Source organism: Cytobacillus depressus, assembly GCF_008923245.1.
GTDB lineage: Bacteria > Bacillota > Bacilli > Bacillales > Cytobacillaceae > Cytobacillus > Cytobacillus depressus.
Genome location: NZ_WBOS01000004.1, coordinates 12,891 through 37,361, shown reverse-complemented (window position 1 = coordinate 37,361; position 24,471 = coordinate 12,891). Strand labels below are relative to the sequence as shown.

Sequence of the window (24,471 nt, the reverse complement as noted above, 5' to 3'; positions counted from 1 at the left end):
AATCACTATAAAAATAGGTGAATATTTGTTTTTATGCTGAATTTCTGTATGGAGGGAGATAAATCCATTTTTATCACACCTTTTTTACCTTTTAACATATATGTTTCTATTTAAGAAATGCTTTTCCTTTGTTCTTCCTGTAGACAAAAAAAAAGTAAACTTAGCTCAGAAAAGGAAGGTTATTCCCCCCCTGATTTAAGTTTACTTCCATTTCAAATGTTTTTATCGTGTAATGATAATTGGCTCGCCTTTCGTAACGACAATCGTATGCTCGCATTGTGCTACATAGCTTTTATCTGGTGTTACGAATGTCCAGCCATCACCTAGTTCAATGACTTCTTCTGCTTGCATCGAAATAAATGGCTCGAATGCAATGACCGTTCCATCCTTCAATAGTGCGGAATCCCACGGCTCAAAATAGTTTAAAATATGATCTGGCTTCTCATGAAGAGATTTGCCAATTCCGTGTCCGGTTAAATTTTTGATGACAGTATAGCCGTTCTGATTGGCAACTTTATTCACTATTTTTCCAATTGAACTTAGCTTCGAACCTGCTTTTATTTTTTTCAAGCCTTCTTCAAATGCCTGTTGTGCTGTTTCACAGAGGTGGCGCAGCTTCTCATCTGTATTTCCAACTACAAAAGATAAGCCAGTATCGGCAAAGTAGCCATCTTTAGAACCAGAAACATCAATATTAACAAGATCACCTTCATTGATTACCCGTTTTCCAGGAATTCCGTGTGCCACTTCTTCATTCACGCTAATGCAAGTAAATCCAGGAAAATCATATTCACCTTTCGGACCAGATATCGCACCGTATTTTTCAAAAAGCTCGCCAGCGTAATCATCTAGTTCCTTCGTCGTAACACCAGGTTTTGTCCGGGCAATTAATTCATCACGGATGACGGCAACTATTTTTCCAATTTCCTTGAGCGCCGCTAATTCTTCTTCATTTTTAACAATCATTTCGTTTCTGTCCCCTCACTTGTTGTTTTTTCTTCCTTTATTATATTCTATTTTGGGGCCAACGTAAAAACACCCCATTCACATGAGGTATTTTACACAAAATTAGCTGATACTAAATCCAATTTTACCAAATTGATCTGCTTGATCCATTCTCGTAAATGCTTGTTTATATTGATCTAGTGTAAATACTTTATCCATAATTGGCCGGATTTTATGCTCCTCAACAAATTCCAGCATTTCTTTATATTCTTCTGCACTTCCTAATGTTGAGCCGAGAAGATTTTGCTGAGCATAGAAGAAGGTACGAAGATTGATTTTGACTTCATCTCCCGCTGATGCGCCGAATGTAACGATCGTTCCACCTGTTCGGAGAATCTCTAATGATTTGTTAAAGGTAGCCGCCCCGACAGACTCAATGACGAGATCCATTTTCACGCCATCTAATGCTGCATTCCAGTCTTCATTACTATCGATGGCTTTATAAGCTCCGATTCCTAATGCTTTCTCACATTTTTCCTTTGAACGGGAGCTTACATACACTTCAGCACCAACTGCCTTCGCGAATTGTACTAAAAAGGTAGCTACACCGCTGCCCACACCCGGAATAAATACCTTCATCCCCGGCTGAACTTTTCCTCTTGAAAACAATGCTCTATATGCAGTCAGGGCTGCTAATGACAGCACTCCTGCCTCTTCCCATGATAAATATTCTGGCTTTCGCTCCACATTGTCTTCCGGCAATAATATATATTCACCAAAGGTCCCGTGAAAAGGAAGGCCGACAATTTCAAAGCCTGCTGGCGGAGCATCACTTTTTTCCTTCCAGCCAAGGCCGGGATTGATCATGACCTCATCCCCAACTTGCACACGAGTTACCCCTTCTCCAACCGCTTCGACAATTCCAGCTCCATCTGAACCGATAACAAGAGGCGGGTCTGTTGGCTTATGACGTTCCAAAACAAATAAATCACGATGATTTAAACCCGCCGTTTTTAGTTTAATTTTAATCTCACCAGCTTTTGGTTCCATTTCTACTATGTCTCCGTATGTAAGGCCTGCCAAACCCGTTTTTTCTGCATGAATGACTGCTTTCATCCCCATCACTCCTAAAAATGTAAGTATAATCATATGATACTTCTAAATTGTTAGAATTGAAAATATTCCCCCTTCGCCTTGCTCCTTTCTAGGACTTGACAATTGGATTAAATAACCTATTTTGTTAAACTTATAAAAAAATAATGCTTTGGAGGTTTTTACATTGGGATGGGCTGAGTTTGAAAAAGTTAAAAATGAATACAATGATTTTTATAAAAAAATTGATGAAGAAATTATTAGGCTATTAACAGAAAGAAAGGCAGCTGCGAAGGGAAAACGCTTTTCACCCTCTGCTGAAATAAAAGAGCAATGGGAAAAGAAATATAATATGAAGGTTTCTGAAATCGGCTGGCTTATGCATCAATTGAATGATGGGAGCGGACCTTTCTATATGCCAGAAGGACCTGGGGAGCTTTTGGGCGTTGTTCAAATTATGCAGAAATCAACGGTTGATGATTTTGAATATATGTTGACCCATTCTATGCAGCATGAGCACGGAAGCATCGTCACCTTAGAAATAAATTATATAAAGAAAGACGAAGAAAACATCGGCCATATTATGCCACATTTAATGCTCGAAGTGATAGGCCAGATCAATTACAAGGTTGACAGAAATGGCTCACGAGGTGGCGGCGGAAATACACAAATGAGTTTCCTTGTTTCTCCTTCCTTGCCTAATGACGTAAACGAGGTACAGTTTTCATTAATTCCTTATGCGCCTCCAATGGAATTTCCACCTAGAGAAATTATTTTAGATAAAGAAGTTCATTTTGATAAATAAGATCAGCCCTAGTGGCTGTTTTTTACTTTCTGGAATCTGAATATTCTTCTCGAAGAGCCGAATTTTTTCCCTTGTCCCTTTTAAGAATTCATATGATTCGTTTTATTTTCTTACTTTGGACATATATTTGTACAAAGCCCGATTCATTTTTTCGTAAAAAAGGCGAAAAACGCAAACATCTCGGGACGGGAGGGTTTTGTATGGCTATAAAGCGAAGAAGGAGATGGAAGGTTAAAAAGGGGCCTCTTCCCTTTAAATATGTATTTCTCATTACACTTATCTTTTTCCTTCTACTAACTATTTTTAGCTTTATTGTGATCAATAAAAATATCGAGCCAACATTAATGGGGATTGCGGAATCGAAAGCTCGTCAATTCGCTGCTCAGGCGATCAATGATGCGATTGCAAAAGAAGTAACAGAAAGTATTGATATGAACGAATTAATTGTCAAACACGAAAACGCCGGTGAAGCAAGCTACAGCTTTAATCCCCTATATAATAAGGTCATTTCCGATTTAGCCATTAGAGTACAAGAGTATTTAAATTTAGTCGAGGCTGGCGATTTGGTGCAGTTAGAAAAATTCAAGAATAACATTAACATTGATCCAGAAAAAACGAAAAGCACAAAAGGAATTGTGTATTATATTCCATTAGGGATGGCTACGAAGATGACCCTGCTTTCTAATTTTGGTCCAGAAATTCCTGTAAGGTTAGAAATATTAGGGGATGTGATTCCAAACTTGGAAACGAAGATTGTTGAGACAGGAATTAACAACACTTATCTTGAGGTTTATATAAATGTAAAAGTGAATATGAACGTTATCATTCCATTGATCGAAGAACCTATTGTCGTAACGAACCAAGTCAAAATCGGGGACTGGTTCTATCCTGGCCAAGTACCTCAATATTATAATGGATCCGGGACAGGCAAACCAAACCCTATCGTAATCCCTCCGCCTAGTAGTTAATTTTATGGCACCCCAAAAAATTAATTTTTTAATTTAAAAAATATCGCAAGCCTTAGTCAATTCATCTCAGATTGTGGTTGGTATTATTTAAATAGCCTGACTCCAGCATTTGGAATCAGGCTATCTACTACTTATTTTTCCCTTGATTTGACTGATAGTAAAACTTTGCTGTGATCGAGCCATCCTTATTTTCTACTATGTCTGTAACATGGATTCCAGAATCTCCTGGTGTTGAGTTATGACCTTTCCAGAAGTAATAAGAACCGGTATGAACATTTCCGGAAACAGATGTTAGCTTGCTTCCCGTTTTGAAGAAGTCTCCTGCATCACCACGGTTTACATTTTTCTCAAGATCGTATTTGCCGTCCGCCTGAATGACAGATAAACCGTAATGGGTAACGATCGTTCCATCACTTGCTACAGCCGATTGATTAGATTGGAACCTCTTATTCATCCAGTTCGCTACATTATTAGGACGGAAGCCTGCAGTTTGATAGAGATTAATAATATTTTCATCTACATGCCAAGCAAGTAAGCCATGAGCTTCTTTGCCTTGACGGATTAACCCTTTATTAAATCCGTCTTGCTGGACATTTTCAAATAGGAAGTATTCTGTTCCATTTGAGCCAGGAACAACCATTTTTACAATTCCATTGTCAGCAGAAGCTTGGCTGATTGGAGGCAATGTAATTTCCTGTACGCCATCTTCCGGTGTTACTTCGATTGGATTTGCCCAGCCTAAGAAAATTTTTGAGAATGGGTCAAAATGAGTTGGCGAGTTGCCAGAATATGCGGCACTATCAGGATAACGCATCCATGAGCCACCAGACATCATTGAGTAGTTCCCTGTTCCCTCTGAAGAATAGGCAGTATCATAAAAGTCAGGCAATCCTAATGCATGACCGAATTCATGTGCGTAGACACCAGTTTGCGCTGGGAATGGACCTGTTTTATTCGATTCTACATACTGACCAGTAGCGGCATTAAAACCGGAAACATTACCGCCAATTGCTGGCTGAATATTATAGTTATTGACGATTACACCATCATACGTCATATCTTCAGCCATTGTTTTATTCATCCACTCACTTTGTTTCATTCCTGCATGAACATCAGCTGGTTTCCCAGTTTCATAGTATTTCCCATAATAGAGTGCACTTAATAGATTCCATTTATGAGACCAAATTTGCGCCGGGTCACTACTAAACTCAGCTCCAGTTCCTTCATGGACGATAAAAACATTTGGAACTTCGCCATTTTCGGCATATTGTGAGAAGTCGATTTGCTCGTCAGCTGCCTTTAATAAATCGCGAACAAATTCGCCTATATGAGCATCCCCATTTTCATTGCCAAGGACATATTTTCCGCTTTCTGCATAATTGCCCTCTTGGTCTAAGTAATATGAAGCACCATTTGGCATTTCAACCCAAACAAATTCAGTATTTTCTTTACGGACAAGATTTACCTTTCCGTTACTAGATTCCTTATAAACATTTTGCATTGTACGGTCAGTTGGTGCCTTCTCTCCGTTAAACTCAGCATACTGTTTGAACTGATCTAGCTCATATGGATTATATTCCGTTCCAAATATTAAATCTTCATAATAATGAGCAGGAACCTGTCCAGGCATATCCCCAATTGGTTCATCCCCATCTTTATATTTTGCTAGAATAACAAGAACAGGAATATCTCCCTCTGCATTCCTATAGGCAACATGATTATTTCCCGCTTGTTGGAATTTTGATCCTTGCTTGGCCGCTCTTTCAGCAGGATCTACCTTTGATAAATCTACTCCAAGTCTTTTAGCCTGCTCGGCAAGCTCTGGGGAGGCTCCGACATAATGTGCTAGATTCAGATTATATGTATTCTTTTCTGTTGATGTTATATCAGCACTTCCCCCTGTAAAAAGTGTACTTCCAACTAATGATAATGCTAGTGCTGAACTTGATAGGACCTTTAACAAATGCCACCACTCCTTCAAATTATTTCTATAACCTAAATAAATAATATAGAATAGTCAGTATATTCTAAATAGGATGTTCGAAGCATTTTACACGAAATATCGTGAACCAAAGGTCCCGTTTCATATGTCTATTTGTTCATGGGTAATTATTTTCAGTATTCTTCCAGGCATTTAATCTTGCAAAAAGGTCACCTTTCAATGGAAGGTGACCTTTTTCTAATATTTATCTAATTAAAATATTTCCTCCAGCTAAATCGGATTGACCTTGGTATGTGGCATATGCATAGATATTGTAATATCCGCCTGGTAGCTTAGTTCCATCATCAAGCTTTCCATCCCATTGGAAGGTCGTATAACCAGCTTTTACATTTTTGTAAACGGCAATATCGCCTAAATATCCTAATGGCTGGCCGTCTTTATTAGACCGATAAACAAATAGTTCAACTTCTTCAGCCCCACCTGGGAAATAACCTTCAATTTCAAACTTCCCATCACCAAGCTGACCGACTCCTACATATTGGACACGTGGGTAATCCGGTTCTTTAACAAAAAGAATGGTTGGAACATGAAGCTTTTCAGAACCATTGCTGATTGTGATCGATCCTTCGTAATAGCCAGGTGCTAAAGCTCCTGCATCTACTTGAACATTCAGGTTTACATTTTGAGTTTGACCAGGATTTACTGTTAAATTATTGCTTGTTGAAACTTTAATCCCCTTAGCGCCCTCTCCTACATTCACTTCGAAGTTATAAGTTTGGCGTTCAGAAGAAAGATTTTTAATTGTAAAATGTTGCTTTTCTACTTGCTTCCCACTATTCTTATGGAACGTTCCATAAGAATGGCTTCCAGGAGTAACAAGTGTTTTTGTTTGAATTGCTTCTAAAACTCTGATGCTTCCAGCCCCTTGCGAATTATAAGGGTAATCTTTGCCTGTCGCAGGATTAATTAAGTTTTCTGCTGTATTCATTAATGCTGCCTTCACATCTGCTACACTCCAATTAGGGTTTGCTTGCAGAATTAGAGCAGCCGCCCCCGCTACATGCGGAGATGCCATACTTGTTCCCTGCTTAGCCCCATATCCATGAGGATTAGATGGATCAAAAGTCGGAACGGTACTTACAATATTCACACCTGGTGCAGAAACATCTGGCTTAATCATCCATGTGGAATTGACTGGGCCACGGGAAGAAAAGTCTGCCATAGATTCACCAACACGATTAGCGAAATTAATGTTAAATGTCACTTGATTATTGCCTTTTTCTAATTCACTTAATAATTTTGCGCCGTCCGCAGCAGTTGTTCTAATAGTTGGAATATCAGTGCCAGGCACAACGACAATTTCTCCATCAACATTATTATAAATAATAGCTGCGACAGCACCAGCTGCTTTCGCGGCAGTAGCTTTATCAACAAAAGCGATCCCAGCTCCGCGGCTAATAAGGGCTACTTTTCCATTTACATCTTCCTTAGCAATTTCCTCAGGAGAACCAAAACCAACATGTACAAATTCAAGTGTTTGTCCGTTTAGATCTGTAAGAGCTTTGTCATTTGGAAAGCCCATTACTTTTGCTGATGGATAATCTACACCATCTGATGTGAAGATAGAAGAATTATATTCATTATATGGAAGCTGTGTTGCCCCTACAGAAATGGCATCGCGAGCTGCTCCTGGTGATCCTACTGTCCAGTTATTCGGACCGCTGTTTCCGTTTGATGTAACAGCTACTACCCCTTCAGCCATTGCCCAGTCTAAAGCAATACTTGTTGCATAATCTGCGTCATTTAAAGAGTTTCCTAGTGATAGGTTCATAACATCTGCGCCATCTTGAACTGCTTTTTCAATTCCGGCGATAACGTTTGCAGTTGTACCACGGCCACCAGGACCTAACACACGATATGCAAGCAGAGTTGCATCAGGGGCTACACCTTTGATAAGACCATTCGCAGCAACCGTACCTGCTACGTGTGAACCATGAGTCGTTTCAGCTCCTCTAGGGTCGCCTTTTGGTGTTTCTTGCGGATCATTATCGTTATCAACGAAATCCCAACCCTTATAGCTGCCAAAAGCATGCTTTAAATCAGGATGAGTATAATCAACTCCTGTATCGATTACCGCTACAGTTACTCCTTTTCCAGTATATCCAGTTTCCCAAGCCTCATTTGCCCCAATATGAGGTGCGCTATTTAGCATATTTGGGCTAAATTCCTCTGCTGATAAAACTTCACCTTCCCCTAAGGAAGTAGTGTGATATTCGACATCAGGATAAACCGCTTTTACTCCCGGCACTGATAATAGTGCTGGTATTTCATTTTCTGCCAGTTCAACAGAAAATCCGGAGAAAACATAGTCATATTCACGATTAACTTTTAAGCTTTTGGCTGCTTTGCTAACTTCTGATTTTACTTGATTACGAGTTTTTGCAAGATTTGCCTTTGATTGGCTTTTTCCTTTATGCTTCGCTTCAACAAGTGAAGGCTCTGTTAGTTCAACAATGACACTCGTCCGATTGGAAGACGATAAATTAAACTCACCAACTAATTGGGCTAAATCAGCTGCTGCATTATTATTATATTTGCTTGCAGCACCGGCTCCTGACCCCATCGGTGAAAAGGCTAATAAAAATACTAGCGCAATGAATAATGCTTTAATTACTCTTTTTGACACGATTCATTTCATCTCCTTATAAATTTAAAATTTCGTGTTACGCTGTTTCGAAAAATTCCCCCCTGCTTATATTCCGAGATTCGAAACACATCTCAGTATGAATATTCTGTAATATAAGAAAAATTCCTTGAGTCTTTTTTCTCAATTGTTAATAGGAGAAAAGTGTCATTTTTCCTCGAATGTCCATTTAAGACGGACAAATATACCTAAATGTCTTTTTAAGGTGTCTGACACCTGGAATACTCCTTCTGTTGTTTGAATAGGTTTTTATGTAGACTTCTTAGATCATTATTTTGAAGGGCGGTTTGAAGATGCCGGTTTATAGTCATGAAGTTGAGGTTCATGTACCGATTCATAATGTGTGGGAATTCGTCAGCCATATAAATAATTGGGCACCACTTGTTCCTGGGTATATTGATCATCAGCTTTTAAGCGATACTGAGTCCACCTGGTCTTTTACAACTGATTTCGGCTTTATGAAGAAAAAAATTGAATTGAAAGTAGATATTACAAGCTGGGAAGAGCCAAACAAAGTAACGTTTAACTTAGTCGGGTTAAACGAAAAATTTACAGGCCATGGCTATTTTTTAGCTGAAGAACGCGGAAATGAAAAAGTACTAATGACTGGTTGCCTTGATATAACAGCTGGGGGAATGATGGCTAAAATCGCTAACTCGATCCTAACCACCTCTCTACCGGAAATAACTGCTGAACTGACAGAAGCGGTAGCTGATAAAATTGAAAAGACCTATCGTTGAGTGAGCAAAAAGTTATTATGATAAGGGTGTTCTTACATGTCCTAGGAAATGTCGAGTAAAATAAAGAAAACAAGAGCATCTCCGGAAAGGAGAAATGCTCTTGTTTTTTTATTTAGCCAATAAATTGTTTGATTCTAAAAAGCCAATAATATGATCGATCAAGCCTTTCGCTAACGGCAATTCAGGATTCGTATAAGCAGACATATTTCCTTCCCGATCCTCCGGTGCTTCCTTCAACACATGGTTCATGCCTTCTACGATTAAGAGTTGAGAATCTTTTTTTGCATTATGCAAAGCCTCAGCATCTTTAACTGGTACTTGAATATCACGATTTCCATTTACAATTAAAACCGGGCAATTCAGCTTTTGCAATTGTTCCTGAGGATTGTATTGTAGCCATGAAATCATATACGGCTGAACAGATGGGCGGAATAGGCTTTGCAAATCAGCGCTAACCCCTTTTACCTGCTCACCTTGCTTGAGTTTTTCTAAAACGTCCTTTGATTCCTGTAGTAAATTGGCAGAAAGCTGGCCATCTAGCTGTTCTAGGAGAACTTGATCAATCGGTCTTCCTGCACCAGCTATAGAAATAAACGCATCTGCAGAAGCATCATTAGCTGCCGACATGCCAATTAAAGAACCTTCGCTATGACCAATGATACCGACCGAGGAAAAGCGCTGATCCCCTTTTGCTAATTTAACCCATGCTGCCGCATCATTAATATAATCATTAAAGCGAATATCCTCTTCTTTTTCCATTAAGCGTGCATTCTGACCAATGCCTCTTTTATCATAGCGAATACTTGCAACCCCTTGTTCGGCAAGATCTTCGGCCAGCATTTTCAAACTATTATTCTTTCCTGGAAGTACGAATGAATTTCCGTCCTTATCAGTTGGGCCTGAGCCAGCAATGATTATCATGACTGGAAATGGCCCTTCACCATTAGGGGTAAGCAATAGCCCTTTCAGTTCTCCGTCCTCTAAATTTACATGTACAGCCTCCCCAGCCTCTTCAGACGCTACCTCATCTGTTTTCTTCAATTCAAAAGGAAAAGACTGTCCTTGCTGCTTAAATGTTCCAGAAATCTTCTCATTTTCAACTTCTCCGTTAAAGGTCATATGCTGCCCTTGAATTTCCATTCCAAAAATGAGAGTAGAATCAGTTAATTTCACATTAGCCAATGGATAATTTTCTAGCCCTTGAACAGGAATGCTAATGGTACCGCCTTCAGTTGAAAATTGAATAATAATTGGCAGTGCCAGATTCGGAATTTGTATGGCCCCTTCCCATCTTCCCTCAATCTTTTCCATAGAACTCTCTCCCTTTTTCTCTTTTTGGTTATCCTTATTACAGCCAATTAGTAATACAAACATACTAAATACGATAAAAAGAAAGTAAAATGACCTCTTCATCAAAAGCCCCCCACAATTGATTCATTAACTAAAGTATGAAATAAGTAAGATAATAACGATCGGCCCCAATAGGACGATATAACCGACAGGGTTGGAAAAGTTTAGCGTCCAGCCAATTCCGAAACGTTTTTCAACAAAAATGGAAGGATCATTTTTATTAAAATAAAAGAGGCCGCCCTTCCAGTACTGATCATCATCAAGATCGGAAATTCCACTCGCAGGATGCAGATCCATCCTTTCACCCGCTGTTCCCACTTTAATCGCTAAATAAAGACAACCAATTAAGATCATTAGCGTAAATATGATTGGTAAAGCCATTAATACAGCCCCATCTGCCAAGTTGGGATGAATCATTTGCAATTGTAAAAAAGAAAATAGCATCGTAATGAGTACATTTGTAAAAAACATAAACCAACTTGAATATTTCCTTAATGTCAGCTGGCGAATTCGAGATGCCTCAGGTCTTGTCGCACTTAATTTAAATCCTGAGCGTTTTGTCATTTCATTAATTCCTAAGAACATGAATTGTATCGTTAGCAAAATGAGCAGTAATGAAATAGCCGAAAATTGGCTTTTGGCAGCAAAAGCATCAGGCTTTCCATTTGGTCCCCAATGCATAGGGATTTGTTCAGGCAGCAAGCTAAATTTAGTAAGTGTATAGATCATAACCCCAATAGTAACAGCGATCGGCAGCAAGTACACATGCCAAGGTAGCATGGCATCCTGTGAGCGAACGGACAAATCCGTGATTGTTACTTGTTTTACGTTTTCACCCCACCGCATTGCTTTCTTCCGTTGTAAAGCTTTTGCATGATAATAAAAATAGAGGGCTAAGCTCATAAAGATTAGGCTAAATTGAATGGCTGATCCTAATAATGCATTCATTGACTCATTCAAATTCACTTTTGTCAGCAAAAACAAGTAGAGACCTACACCTATAACACCGAAAATGAAAATTAGCAAAGAGAACCTTTTCTTAAAGGCTAATAACTTTGGATCCCGCGCAAATTCATCCGGTATATACACTCCAAATACGACATTTCGTTTAGTGAGAAACGGAATGGCCATTTCAAAGCCTATTAAAAAAACAATAATGATTAAAAAGAGCAAAAAGTCCATCTACTTCCCCTCCTATTCCATTTTAATTTTTTCTTTCCTTTTTCATTAAGATTTTTCTTTGAGATCCTGAATGATGGATGTCACAAGCTCTTGAATCTGCCCTTTCTTCAACCCTAAAACGAGAGCTTCGGCAATAACCGGTTTAAACCCTCCCAAGAGCTGATCCACAATTTCATTTGAAGCAACGGGAGAATTAATAACCGCACCAGATTTTGGAATAACACGAATAATCCCCTTCTTCACTAATTCATGATAGCTTTTGTTTACGGTATGCATATTTACCCCTAGATCAGCTGCCAAAACTCGTACGGACGGCAGTGAATCCCCTGGTTGCATAGAGCCCCTCGCTATTCCTTCAATAATTTGATTCGTTAATTGAGTATAGATTGGAATATCAGACTGGGGTTCGATTTGAATAATCAATATAATCCCCTCCATACTGTTCTATCTGAAGTATAACAAATTTGTTATAGTTTGTATAGAACAAAAAAAACAAAAAATAAAAACTCCATCTCTGGAGTTTAATGAATGAATTACTTTGTATAACGATTAGCATAGCTTGACGCTACAAAGGCGTCAGGCTTAATTTTTGGTTCGACACCCATTGATTCCATCCTTGAAACCATCTCTTTAACAAACTCCCGTGTTTTATTTCTTTTGCCAATTCCAATATCCAAATGGCCTTCCATTGTAAAAGTTGCTCCCTGGTACAGATATGGAATGATAATATCGATGATTTCATTTTTCTTCTCTAATGTAAAAAGGGCTACTATTTGTTCAGTTAAAGAAGTTTCATATGAGATCCGCTCGTGCAAATGAAGCATTTTCCTAGGAATAATATGCTTCCTAATACAAGCCCAAGCTCCTTTCCCTTCATTTTGAATGACAATCCCAGTTATAAAAATCGTCCGGTCATAATGAACTTGAGAATCGGTTCCGACCATTAATCGGTAATTTCCACATGGGCTTCTATTAATAAACTTAAGTATTCTAGAAAAAACCTCATCAAATGTTAAATTTCTTTCTTGCAGATTTTGAAACATTAAATCTTCTTCCTGACAATACATCACCTTTAATCACCACATTATGTTCGAATAAAGTGAACGAAGGGGCCCCTCATAATATACTCCTTCGCATGCGTATATTATTAGTATATTGAAGTACTAGAACAAGGTTTCCCATTTTTTTAGTTTTCCCGCTATAATTTTAAGGTAAACGTTTTCGTCTTAAAATATGAGCATCTTTTAGTTAGTTTTAATTATGTGTATGCTACTATGAACTAAAATATAAAAAATTGAGGTGGCCTTTATGAAAATTCAAGTTTGGTCAGATTTTGTTTGCCCATTTTGTTACATTGGGAAACGCAGATTAGAACATGCACTTGGGCAATTTCCCCATAAAGATCAAGTAGAAGTTGAATTTAAAAGCTTCGAGCTGGATCCAAACTCTCCGAAATATAATGGCAAAAGCATTCACGAAGTACTTGCAGCAAAGTACGGCATGAGCATTGAACAAGCGAAGCAGGCAAACGAAGGGGTCGGTCAACAAGCTGCAAGTGTAGGGCTGGAATTTCAGTTTGACGAGATGAAGCCAGGGAATACGTTTGACGCCCACAGGCTCGCAAAGTTTGCGAAGGAACATGGCAAAGAAGCAGACGTAACCGAAAAGCTGCTCCATGCATATTTTACAGACTCAAAGGATATTGGTGATGTAGAGGTATTAGAAAATATTGCTGAACAAGCAGGACTTAACCGCAATGATACTTTAAGAATACTTCAAGATAAAAATGCTTACGCCAATGATGTGCGAATTGACGAGAGCCTAGCCCAGCAATATGGGATTAGAGGCGTGCCTTATTTTATCATTAACAATAAATACGCTATATCAGGTGCCCAATCTCCTGAAACATTTGCCAATGCTCTTCAAAAAGTTTGGGAAGAAGAATCCGCTGCACCTGTATTACAAGATCTTTCCGCAGAAAATACGGAGGATGAGAGCTGTACGGATGGGAGCTGTGGGATGCCTAATAAAGTGGAGTAAATACATAAAAAAAGTCAGGCATCTCTATCAAAGTGCCTGACTTTCTTTTATGTAAGGTTTCTGAGAAAACTTAGCCCACATTCAGTGAGCTAAGCCTCTTCGTATCTTATATTGACGTCTTATAACCTGTATTTGCTTTTACTTTTACTTCTGCAAAACGTTTAGCATCTTGTTGCTTGCTAGATACAAGAGTTCCAATTATCCCTCCGATAAATCCAATCGGAACAGAAAGTAATGCTGGGTTCGTTAACGGGAAAATCGGATTTCCTGTAATTAGCGTCGCTCCTTCGACTGGAGACATAACACTTGGACTAATCGCGACTAGAATGAGAGCAGAGATGAGACCAGAAAGCATACCTGTCATGGCACCAGCCGTGTTAAAGCGCTTCCAATAAATTGTATACACAATAACAGGAAGATTCGCACTCGCCGCTACACAGAAAGCTAAAGAAACAAGGAAGGCTACGTTTAAGTTTTGCGCAAAAAGTGCAAGTAAAATAGAAAGGACAGATACACTTAGTGATGCATATTTTGCCGCACGCATTTGCTGCTTTTCAGTTGCTTGTCCCTTTTTAATGATCTGACCGTAAATATCATGAGCAAACGCAGATGCACCAGATAATACTAGACCCGCAACAACAGCTAGAATTGTCGCAAATGCTACGGCCGAAACGAATGACATTAAAATATCGCCGCCTAATACTTGAGCAAGCAAAGGAGCAGCCATATTTCCTGCTGCATTACTAGCTTTAATTGCTTCAGCACCAACAAATGCAGCCGCACCGAAGCCAAGGAAAATAGTCATCACATAGAAGATTCCAACAATCCAAGTCGCCCAAATGACAGAACTGCGCGCTGTTTTGGCATCTTTTACAGTGAAGAATCGCATTAATATATGCGGAAGCCCTGCTGTTCCAAGAACGAGCGCAATCATGAGTGAAATCGTATCCAATGGAACGGTATACTTAACACCAGGATTTAAATAGGCTTCTCCTAATGGAGTGGCTGTTTTCATCGTTGTAAACATCTCAAGGATATTGAAGTGAAATTTCGATAGCACCATAAAGGAAATAATAATCGTTCCAAGCATTAATAGCACAGCTTTAATAATTTGTACCCAGCTTGTCGCCGTCATTCCGCCAAATAAAACATAAATTGTCATCATGACACCGACAATTAAAACAGCAACCCAATAATCAATGCCAAACAATAATTTAATTAAAGCACCTGCACCAACTAATTGAGCAATCATGTAAAAGATAACAATAGTAATCGTATTTAGAGCCGCTGTTGCTCTAATCTTCTTCGCATCAAAACGAGCATTAATCATATCAGCTAATGTATATCGCCCAAGATTACGCAACGGTTCTGCTACGATAAATAAAACGACTAAATAAGCAACAAGATAGCCAATACTAAATAAAAAGCCATCGAATCCATTTAACGCAATCGCACCGGCAATCCCGAGGAAAGAAGCTGCTGATAAATAGTCTCCGGCAATCGCAAGACCATTTTGCCACCCTGTTAATCCGCCTCCCGCTGTATAAAACTCGCTGGCAGTATTCGTTCTCTTTGCTGCATAATAAGTGATTAATAGTGTCATTCCAACAATTAATAAAAATAGAATAATAACGGTTGCATTCATTACGCCTTCCTCCTATCTAATGACTCATCACCCCAAATTTTTTCTGCCATCCGATCCAGTTCGGCTGATTTTCTCATGTAAATAGTGGCCATTGTCCACGTCATAATAAATAATAATAAGGCATAAATCCAAGCCCAAGAAATATCACCGATTGCTGGAGCATCCATCCATTTGGTGTAGGAAATTAGAATAGGAAACAATAAATAAAGTCCGAAAAACAGACTAATTGTAGGAACCAAAAACTTCTTCTTAGCAGTTAATAACTCCTGAAAAGCTTCACTCCGTTCAATTTCTACAAAATCTACTCCCTGATCGTTATTAGCACCTTTGTAATCTGGTTTTGACATTCCACCAACCCCCATATTTTTTATATTCGAAATTATTCGAACATAAGTAGAATTTAATAAAAAAACGGACAACTGTCAAACATTATTTTACTTTTCTTACAAAAGTCTTATATAGTTAACATAATATTCAAGTTCATCTATTGTCTGCTAATTTAAATTAATATTTTTAAATAGTTATATTTGGAGCATAGGATTTTTCTGTATGATCAAATTACAAATTATCAGAGCTAAAGGCAGGTATGTAAAATGCTGTCAAAGACTATATTGAAAGCAGTAAAAGAAAAGAATCGGATCTTTGTTTTAGGAATTGATGGATTAGGTGGTGCTGGAAAAACTACCTTCACTCAAACGCTTGCCGAAAGCTTACGGGACGAAGGTGCGAATGTCATAATTTTACATATGGATGATTTTATCCATCCGAGAAAAACCCGCTATGATGATACGAAATTGGAATGGGAATGTTATTACTATTTACAGTGGAGATATGATTACCTCATAACCGAAATTTTGTCCCCTATTCAATTGGGAATGCCAATAAATAAACTAATAGAGTTATATGATAAAAACATTGATGAGTATTCTAAGCATTTTTTAAAAGTCGATCATCATTCTGTTTTGCTTTTAGAAGGAATATTTTTGCAGCGGGAGGAAATAAGGCCCTTTTTAGATTATGTGGTTTTTATCGATGTTCCAAAAAAGGAAAGATTATCAAGAGTATTAAAAAGGGATATTTATATTGGGGACCAAAGAATGATACGAGCTAAATATTATAAACGTTACTTCCCTGCAGAAGACAAATATTTGGAGGAATATGCCCCAGCTAAGAATGCTGATTTGACAATTGTGTGCTAGCGGTTGATGTAAGTGAAACATCTAGTAATAGACGCTAATTTGAAGCGGTCATGTCGACCGTTTCAGATGGCAACCATACAAAACGAATTCCATGAAACCTTTCCATCCTATCAATCGTAAATATACATATCAAAACTTTGAAAGAAGTGATTTTATGGGTAATATCATTCTATTTTCACTTATTGCGGGGTTGGCTTCAGCACTGGTTCTTATCCCTTTCTCCAATAAGAAAACAAAAGAAAAAGATAGTAATAAATCTAATTCCGCTTCCCTTATTGCAGCCATTATTCTAACGATATTCGTCGTTTTTTCCTTCTATTATTTAACCAATCTCGACCTTAACATTACCTCTTTATGGTTTTTAGCTATTCTCGTTACTCTCGGAGGTGCTTTTTTTGCTTCGGGCAAGGAAAGAATGATAAAGGCACTATTATTTCTTGTCAGTCTAATTATCGGAGGATACTTCCTGACCGCCTTCTTATTCAATGCCGAAGAAAAATATGCGACGGCTAAAATGGAAGAAAAAATGGAGATTGAAATCTTTGATGAAAAGGAAACACCTGCTAGTGTCCCTCCGCAATTTGCACGGAATAAAATGAGGAAAGCCTTCGGACAAGTGCCGAATACAAGCTATTATGAGCTTGGAAATTTACAAATTCAAAAGATAAATGGGGATTACGTATACATTGCCCCAGTTGAATTTTCGGGCTTGTTTAAATGGGTGAATGGCAAAAAGACGCCAGGTTATTTTACCATTAGTGCTACTAATTCATCGGCGAATCCAAAATTTATTAATACAGAGATGTTCTACACACCTTCTTCTTATTTTAATAAAAATTTGGAGCGTCATATTCGGATGCAATATCCGAAGCATATTTTTTATGGCGAACCACGATTAGAGATTGATGAGGATGGTAAGCCCCATTACATCCGTACATTTGGTCAATTTGTGTCCGCTCGAAATGGTTTTGTCGTAAAAGGGATAGTCCTTGTCGACCCTCAAAGTGGAGATACAAAAGAATATCTACTGAAAAATGTACCATCGTTTATTGACGGGGCTGTTTCTCCAGAAGCAGTTAGCTTACAAAATAGTTATTTCGGAAAATATGTCCATGGATTTTGGAATAGTGTCTTTGGCAAAAGGGATGTGAAGCTCCCTTCAGATGAAGGTACAGTGGCAAATGTTAGCCCTATTTTTGATGAAAATGGCGATATGCATTATTTCACCGATTTTACGAGTCCAAAAGAAGGCGTGGATTCCATGCTTGGGTATTCACTAACAAACTCAAGAACTGGTGAAGCCACCTATTATACAGGCAATCTGCAAGAATCCTATATGGATTCCCAAGGAGCATTACAAATCATTGAAAAGAAATTCATTGAAAAGAAATGGGAAGGTGAAATGCCGGTTATTTACAACTTCTACGGAGAAGCTAGCTGGCTAACCCCTGTTCTTGATTCTAACGGTTTTCTCCAAAACTACTTTATCGTTTCGGCTGCTAATCCAGAGATTTCAGCGTATGGTAATACGCCAAACGAAGCCTTAAAGCTGTATAAAACGGCTCTCCAAAGAGGTGGAGGAACGGTAGATGGCAGTTCAAAAGCGGAGGAAAAACAAGTAATCGGAACGGTTATTAGAGTGTATAAAGAAAAGTCTGGGGATTTCACGGTTGTGACATTCCTGTTAGACAATAAAAACAGCTATGTCATTTCATCAGAAAGCAGCCCAATGGCCATTTACCTTCAAGAAGGCGATAAAGTGAAGGTCGATTATTTAGATACAGGAGAAGCATTTATGCCTGCTAAAAATATCATCATTCAGGGATTACAATAATCCTTGCAAAAAGCCCTTGCATATATTTGCAAGGGCTTTTTACATAACTATTTAAACGGCTACTTTGTTTTTCGTTTTTAATTCAATAAGGGCTTGTTGTTGTTTCGTTTCATCGAATTCCTTTTCGCTTTTAGCAATAGCAATTGTCGCAATACCGTTTCCGATTAGATTCGTGATAGCGCGGCCTTCACTCATGAAACGGTCCACTCCAAGCAATAATGCTAGCCCTTCAACCGGGATGATCTGCATCGCCGTTAACGTTGAAGCAAGAACGATAAATCCGCCTCCTGTAACAGCTGCGGCACCTTTTGAAGTTAACATTAAGATTAATATAATCGTAATTTGCTGACCAATGCTTAAATCAACTTGGAAAACTTGAGCAAGAAACACAACGGCCATAGATAGATAAATGGAAGTTCCATCAAGATTAAATGAATATCCCGTTGGAATGACAAGTCCTACGACCGATTTTGAACAACCGAATTTCTCCATTTTATCCATCATTCGTGGCAGAACGGACTCAGATGAGCTCGTGCCAAGAACGATTAACAGCTCTTCTTTAATGAATTTTAAATACTTAAATAAGCTGAATCCATACATTTTACAGATAATATTTAAGACTCCAAATATAAATAATGCCATTGTTGCATACACAGATAGCATTAACATCGCAAGTGGCTTCATTGAAGCAATTCCATAATTTCCAATCGTGAATGCCATTGCTCCAAAAGCACCAATCGGAGCAGCTCTCATAATATACCCGATAATATTGAAGAATACTTGTGAAATTTTATCAAAGAAATCAATAATAGGCTTGCCTTTTTCCCCAAGTGCCGTTAAAGCAACCCCGAAAAGAATGGAGAAAAATAAAACTTGAAGAATATCCCCTTTGGCAAACGCATCAAACATATTGGATGGAACAATATTTGTAATAAAGTCGATCCAATCAATTTTTCCGCCGTCACCTGTTGTATATTGAGAGACATCCCCTTTTTGCATTTTATCAAAATTCAGCCCCGCACCCGGCTTGATAATATTAACGACAAATAGACCAATAACGAGTGCTAGCGTTGTGACGATTTCAAAATAGATAAAAGCCTTCCCGCCAACCTTTCCAACCTTTTTCATGTCGCCCATTTTTGCAATTCCGAGGACAATGGTTAGGAAAATAATTGGGGCAATGACCATTTTAACCCCTTTAATAAAGGTATCTCCTAATGGCTTCACTGATTTTCCGACTTCCGGCCAAACTAAGCCGACAATAACACCTAGGATGATGGCAATAACTACTTGAACCGTTAGGTTTTTAAAGACCTTTTTCATTCTTTTTTCTCCTCCTTCTGTCTAGCTCCAGCGCCTACCCCCTCGAGGTCACAAGCCAATCCTCCCAGAAAGGTAAAGAACACCTTCCCGGGAGGCTTGTCGTGTGCTTGTCGGGGGTGAGCACAAAGGAAAGCTTCTGCGATTTATCATCGCAGGAACAATTGTCCTTTGATTGTTCCGAAGGCGCTTCCGCTTTCCTTCTCAAACGTATCAATCATTGTGTTTCCATGATAACGTTTTCAAATGGACATGAGAAGATTTTGAACATTTTGGACATTTTGGTCTTTTTGGTCTTTAGTCGGTTTGTTTAATGATGGAATATCGATTTACTGGCCTGCCAACTCCGCCATATTTTAATTCAATTTTGATATCGCCTAATTTTACTAAATAATCGAGGTACCGTCGGGCTGTCACTCGAGCAATGCCCACCCCATCGGCTACTTCCTCAGAGGACTTCGCTAGTTCTTGTTCACGTAAGTAGGAAATTATTTGTTTATAAGTGACTTCATTTAGTCCTTTTGGCAGTTCATTTACATTATTAAGCTTCTTCGGTGCAGATGGCGAATGAAGAAACTCGTCAAGCTGCTGCTGAGATAATGACCTCTCATTTTTAAATTTTGAGTGATATATTTTATATTTTTCTAAAGCCTTCTGGATTCTATCGAATTTAAACGGCTTAATAATATAATCAAAGGCTCCATTTTGGAGGGCCATTTTAACTGTTTCATGGTCATTCGCCGCTGTTACCATAATCACATCCACACTTTCTTGCTGGCTGCGAATTTGCTGAAGGGTCTCGAGCCCATCCTGCTCAGGCATATATACGTCAAGAATTACGACATCGGGCGAAAGCTCCTGTATTTTTTCTAGACCCTCCACCCCATTGCTTGCCGCTCCAATTACTTTAAATCCTTCCATTTTCATGACAAATTGCTTGTTCACTTCTTGCACCATCGGATCATCTTCAATGATTAGAACGGTGATCATTCTTCCTCCTCCAATCCATTCATTGGAAAACTAATAAAAAAGCTCGTTCCTTCCCCTTGTTGGGATACTACATCCATGTCCCCTTTTCCTTTTTCCACAATCCGCTTCACGAGATGGAGCCCTAAACCAAACCCTTTTTTCGTTGAAAAGCCATTTTCAAATATCCGCTGCCTATTCGTTTCACTAATCCCGTGTCCATTATCTTCAACAAGAATAGCACATAGCTCCTCATCCTGTTCAATGCTAATATCAATCCTTTTTTCACGATGTTCAGCTGTTTTTAGAGCAGCCATAGCATTTTCAATTAAATTCCCGAGCAGGACGACGAAATCATGATGGTCTAAATCCTGCGGAAAACGACTTAAATGGCTTTTTCGGTCAATGACTATCTCGATCCCTAATTCTTTTCCACGGCTTACTTTCCCAATCAATAAACCTGCAAGATTATCGTCAAGAATATTTTCATTTAAAAATCTCACGAAACTCCCTTTTTCCTCATCTAATTGAAAAATATATTTTAACGCCTGCTCGTTATTCCCTAATTGAATCAATCCCGCAATCGTATGAAGTTTATTAGAATGCTCATGGGCTTGTACTCTTAACGCTTCTACAAATTCCTTTACACCAGTCAATTCTTCCGCCATTTTCGTTGTCTCTGTACGATCTTGAAAAATGGCGACCGCTCCAACTAACTGTTTATTCACTTTAATTGGGACACGATTGCTCGTAATGACGTTCCCTCTAACTCGAACCTCCTGATTAAATACTGGTTTATCTAGTTCAAGGATTTCTGGCAGCCTCGAATCAGGAATCACATCCCATATATTTTTCCCAATGACATCCCCGTGAACATTCATCATTTTTTTTGCTTTATCATTAAAGATCGTGATAATTTCATGCTTATCAATCGCAATAACTCCCTCGTGCATCGCATGAAACGTTGCCGTGCGCTCTTCGAGAAGACGGGCGATTTCATAAGGCTCAAGCTGAAACATTTGCTGTTTAATATGCTTGGCAAGGAAAAATGACCCAATCACACCGAGCAGCAAAGTCAAAAACATAATCATTAAAATCTCATTTTTCAGTGAAAATAATGTTTCATACATCGTCGGCAACACATTCCCAACAACAACGACGCCGACTTGCTCTAATTGTTCATTCTTTATCGGGGCAAAGGCACGGACAGCCATTCCTACTTCGCCTTTAGCTTTTGAAATATACGAATGCTCTGCAAAAGCCGGACCAGCATCTTCTCCTTTTGAAACCGTTCCTAGCATGTCCTTTACAGGATGTGAGTAACGAACCTTTTCCATATTTAAAACGGTTACATAATCTGCATTATTTATGATCCGGATTTTTTCAATAATAGGATCCATTTCATTCCAGCCATTTGGTTCTGTAATATGGCGAATCACATCTGGTAGCTGAGCGACGGTTTTTGCCGTAATCATCGCTCTTTTCCCATACTCGTCCTCCTCGAGCTCCACAATATTCCCAATTAAGATAAGGCCGCCGAGCAATAAGGAAAAAAAGACGATGCTGAATGATAATAATGTAATTTTGGAACGGATCGGCAGCCACTTAAGCGACATTTGCTTCCCCCCTTATTCAAGACATACAATGTTGTACTATTAGTCTTTTTATTATTTAATTAGAATAATAGAAAATATTCGAGGTGTATAGATGAAGAAGCTGTTCGGAATTATCTTTTTTATTATAGCAGGATTTAGTGCAGCTTACCTTTTCGGATTTAGCGGTCTTCACTTCATGAAAGAAGTTCCCTTTGATGATGAGCAGACGGGAATGAAGGAGCAAATTGTCATTCGTTTTAGTCATGTTGTTTCAGAAAATACACCTAAGGGACTTGCGGCTGGGCGGTTTGCTGACCTTGTTCAAAAGAAATCAAATAATCGCGTCAAAGTAGTTGTCTTTCCAAACGCCGAGCTCTTTTCCGACGAAGGGGAACTTAATGCACTCCAAACTGGTCAAGTACAAATGATTGCTCCATCAACTTCTAAATTAGGAACACTCTCTCCTGAATGGCTCGTTTTGGATTTGCCATATGCCTTCTCCTCAAATGAAGCAGTGAAAGAAGCGTATGAAGGCGAAATTGGACAAGCTTTATTTGCCGATATAAAAAAACAAAATATTGAAGGTTTAGCATTTTGGTATAACGGCTTTAAACAAATGACGACAGCGAAAGGGTCGATCATTCACCCAACGGATGTAAAGGGCCAAGTTTTTCGCATCATGCCTAGCAAGGTGATCGAAAAGCAATACGAAGTTCTCGAAGCAGCTTCCCGCCCAATCCCTTTTGACCAAACGTATCATAATTTAGAAAAGGGAACGATTGACGGGGAAGAAAATACAATCTCGAATATATATTCCAAAAAATATTATCATGTACAAAAATACATGACGATTACAAACCATGCGTATTTAGGCTACGCCGTTTTGATGAATAGGGAATTTTGGAATGGATTATCTATTGAGATTCAAGACATCATCCGTGAGGCAATGGCGGAAGCGACAGAATGGAATTGGCAATACTCGATAGACATGAATGAAGCCAATCTTCAACAATTAAAAGAGAATACTAGCATGCAAATTTATGAGTTAACTCCAGAGGATGAATTGGAATGGAGAAATACGCTCAAAAGGGTGGATCTTCATTTCGCGCCAACCATTGGTGAGAAAATGATGGAAAGTTTGCGGAAAATAAAAAGTAAATATGATGACTAGATAACAAAAAAACGGTGCTCGAACACCGTTTTTGTTATTTTTGAAAACTACCTAACATGTTGAAAAATTCGTTTAAAAACTCATGAAAAAGCTTGGCAGTTGGAAGCATTTCACGGTCGGTTGGTACAATTACTCCTACTGTTCTTGTCACCTGTGGTTCAATCAAAGTTTTTACCGTTTGCCGCGGCAAGCTATCAATTAATGTGATTTCAGGAATAAGCGTTACTCCAAGACCTGCGGAAACCAATCCCTTTATCGCATCAATATCCTCTCCTTCAAAGGTCACATTTGGCAAGAACCCCTGCTGCTGACAGGCATTCACGGTAATTTCCCGTAAAATATACCCATTTGGAAACAAGACGAAGGAGTCATCCCTTAATTGACTAAGCTTTATGGATTTGCGATCAGCTAGTGGATGTCTTGTAGGCAGGAGAGCGACTAGTTTTTCTGTAAATAATATAGTGCCGTGCACCTTTTTTTCATCCTTTGGCACGGGCCCTAGAAGTGCCATATCAATTTCACCTTTTTTAACTGCATCTATTAAACTTTGATAAGAGCCTTGGCGCAGCTGATATTTCACGTTTGGATGTCTGCGGCTAAAAGCAGAAATGGCTGTCGGCAAAGTATAGGCAGCAAGACTGCTCGGGAATCCGATGCGAATCGTCCCCTTCTCTGGGTCTAAATATTCATCTACCTCCCTTTTGGCATTTTCAATGACAGTCATCGCTTCCTCCATATGCTCGAGGAATATTTTCCCGATTGGGGTTAAACGCACATTTCTTCCTTCACGGATAAATAAATCAACTCCAAGCTCCGCTTCTAAATTAAAAATTTGTCTGCTGACTGCTGATTGCGCGACATGCAGTGCATCCGCCGCTTCTGTCACATGCTCTCTTTTCGCAACTTCCATAAAATATTGAATTTGTCTTAATTCCAATTACGTCACCTCACCCGATTCATCTCATTCCGGCAT

General features: G+C 38.9%; 21 protein-coding genes. 7 read left to right on the top strand and 14 right to left on the bottom strand.

All coding sequences use genetic code 11. From position 1 onward, the window contains the following. Positions 1-222 precede the first annotated feature (222 nt). Positions 223-966: a type I methionyl aminopeptidase gene (map, locus tag F7731_RS10975; protein WP_151534835.1), complete on the bottom strand. Its 744-nt coding sequence runs from the start codon at positions 964-966 to the stop codon at positions 223-225. 102 nt (positions 967-1,068) lie between these two features. Further along, entirely contained in the window at positions 1,069-2,061 is a 993-nt protein-coding gene (locus F7731_RS10970) for a zinc-binding dehydrogenase (protein WP_151534834.1), read from the bottom strand. A 163-nt stretch (positions 2,062-2,224) separates the two neighbouring features. On the opposite strand from F7731_RS10970, the gene F7731_RS10965 reads away from it, so the two are divergent. After that, entirely contained in the window at positions 2,225-2,842 is a 618-nt protein-coding gene (locus tag F7731_RS10965) for a hypothetical protein (protein WP_151534833.1), read from the top strand. 200 nt (positions 2,843-3,042) lie between these two features. Then, entirely contained in the window at positions 3,043-3,810 is a 768-nt protein-coding gene (gene yunB / locus F7731_RS10960; RefSeq protein ID WP_170289686.1) for a sporulation protein YunB, read from the top strand. A 127-nt stretch (positions 3,811-3,937) separates the two neighbouring features. Here the strand turns inward: yunB and F7731_RS10955 are convergent, their stop codons facing one another. Further along, positions 3,938-5,773, bottom strand: coding sequence for a M6 family metalloprotease domain-containing protein (locus F7731_RS10955; RefSeq protein ID WP_151534831.1), 1,836 nt, complete (start codon positions 5,771-5,773; stop codon positions 3,938-3,940). A 223-nt stretch (positions 5,774-5,996) separates the two neighbouring features. Next, the gene (locus tag F7731_RS10950) at positions 5,997-8,438 is read right to left on the bottom strand and encodes a S8 family serine peptidase (protein ID WP_246197189.1); all 2,442 of its coding nucleotides are present in this window, start codon (positions 8,436-8,438) and stop codon (positions 5,997-5,999) included. 311 nt (positions 8,439-8,749) lie between these two features. Between F7731_RS10950 and F7731_RS10945 the strand changes: the two genes are divergently transcribed. After that, positions 8,750-9,196, top strand: coding sequence for an SRPBCC family protein (locus F7731_RS10945; protein WP_151534830.1), 447 nt, complete (start codon positions 8,750-8,752; stop codon positions 9,194-9,196). Between the two features lie 108 nt (positions 9,197-9,304). Here the strand turns inward: F7731_RS10945 and F7731_RS10940 are convergent, their stop codons facing one another. The 4 genes from F7731_RS10940 to F7731_RS10925 form a co-directional block, all read right to left on the bottom strand. Then, positions 9,305-10,609: an alpha/beta hydrolase gene (locus tag F7731_RS10940; protein WP_151534829.1), complete on the bottom strand. Its 1,305-nt coding sequence runs from the start codon at positions 10,607-10,609 to the stop codon at positions 9,305-9,307. A 24-nt stretch (positions 10,610-10,633) separates the two neighbouring features. After that, on the bottom strand, positions 10,634-11,728 hold the full coding sequence (locus F7731_RS10935) for a DUF1648 domain-containing protein (protein WP_151534828.1): 1,095 nt from the start codon (positions 11,726-11,728) through the stop codon (positions 10,634-10,636). 45 nt (positions 11,729-11,773) lie between these two features. Next, the gene (locus F7731_RS10930) at positions 11,774-12,151 is read right to left on the bottom strand and encodes a GntR family transcriptional regulator (protein ID WP_151534827.1); all 378 of its coding nucleotides are present in this window, start codon (positions 12,149-12,151) and stop codon (positions 11,774-11,776) included. 110 nt (positions 12,152-12,261) lie between these two features. After that, positions 12,262-12,771: a ribonuclease H-like YkuK family protein gene (locus F7731_RS10925; protein ID WP_151534826.1), complete on the bottom strand. Its 510-nt coding sequence runs from the start codon at positions 12,769-12,771 to the stop codon at positions 12,262-12,264. A 265-nt stretch (positions 12,772-13,036) separates the two neighbouring features. Here F7731_RS10925 and F7731_RS10920 point away from each other — a divergent pair, with 265 nt between their 5' ends. Continuing rightward, on the top strand, positions 13,037-13,768 hold the full coding sequence (locus F7731_RS10920; RefSeq protein ID WP_151534825.1) for a DsbA family oxidoreductase: 732 nt from the start codon (positions 13,037-13,039) through the stop codon (positions 13,766-13,768). 106 nt (positions 13,769-13,874) lie between these two features. Here F7731_RS10920 and F7731_RS10915 read toward each other — a convergent pair whose 3' ends face one another. Both F7731_RS10915 and F7731_RS10910 read right to left on the bottom strand, forming a co-directional pair. Continuing rightward, positions 13,875-15,413, bottom strand: a complete 1,539-nt coding sequence (locus F7731_RS10915) for a solute symporter family protein (protein WP_151534824.1) — start codon at positions 15,411-15,413, stop codon at positions 13,875-13,877. After that, entirely contained in the window at positions 15,413-15,760 is a 348-nt protein-coding gene (locus F7731_RS10910) for a DUF485 domain-containing protein (protein WP_151534823.1), read from the bottom strand. Before F7731_RS10910 ends, F7731_RS10915 begins: the two co-directional genes overlap by 1 nt. 246 nt (positions 15,761-16,006) lie before the next feature. On the opposite strand from F7731_RS10910, the gene F7731_RS10905 reads away from it, so the two are divergent. Both F7731_RS10905 and F7731_RS10900 read left to right on the top strand, forming a co-directional pair. Then, a complete protein-coding gene (locus F7731_RS10905) occupies positions 16,007-16,612 on the top strand; it encodes an AAA family ATPase (RefSeq protein WP_151534822.1) in 606 nt (201 codons plus the stop codon). A 154-nt stretch (positions 16,613-16,766) separates the two neighbouring features. Further along, positions 16,767-18,446, top strand: coding sequence for a DMT family transporter (locus F7731_RS10900; protein WP_151534821.1), 1,680 nt, complete (start codon positions 16,767-16,769; stop codon positions 18,444-18,446). Between the two features lie 51 nt (positions 18,447-18,497). On the opposite strand, the gene dctP is transcribed toward F7731_RS10900, so the two are convergent. From dctP to F7731_RS10885, 3 genes are all read right to left on the bottom strand, one after another. Then, positions 18,498-19,769, bottom strand: coding sequence for a C4-dicarboxylate transporter DctP (gene dctP / locus F7731_RS10895; RefSeq protein WP_151534820.1), 1,272 nt, complete (start codon positions 19,767-19,769; stop codon positions 18,498-18,500). A 294-nt stretch (positions 19,770-20,063) separates the two neighbouring features. Continuing rightward, positions 20,064-20,756 (bottom strand): response regulator, encoded by a 693-nt coding sequence (locus F7731_RS10890; protein ID WP_151534819.1) that lies wholly within the window; start codon positions 20,754-20,756, stop codon positions 20,064-20,066. Then, positions 20,753-22,348: an ATP-binding protein gene (locus tag F7731_RS10885; protein WP_151534818.1), complete on the bottom strand. Its 1,596-nt coding sequence runs from the start codon at positions 22,346-22,348 to the stop codon at positions 20,753-20,755. Before F7731_RS10885 ends, F7731_RS10890 begins: the two co-directional genes overlap by 4 nt. A gap of 91 nt (positions 22,349-22,439) precedes the next feature. On the opposite strand from F7731_RS10885, the gene F7731_RS10880 reads away from it, so the two are divergent. Beyond that, complete coding sequence (locus F7731_RS10880; protein ID WP_151534817.1) at positions 22,440-23,498, top strand: DctP family TRAP transporter solute-binding subunit; 1,059 nt, start codon at positions 22,440-22,442, stop codon at positions 23,496-23,498. 34 nt (positions 23,499-23,532) lie between these two features. On the opposite strand, the gene gltC is transcribed toward F7731_RS10880, so the two are convergent. Further along, the gene (gene gltC / locus F7731_RS10875) at positions 23,533-24,435 is read right to left on the bottom strand and encodes a glutamate biosynthesis transcriptional regulator GltC (RefSeq protein ID WP_151534816.1); all 903 of its coding nucleotides are present in this window, start codon (positions 24,433-24,435) and stop codon (positions 23,533-23,535) included. Positions 24,436-24,471: the final 36 nt, after the last annotated feature.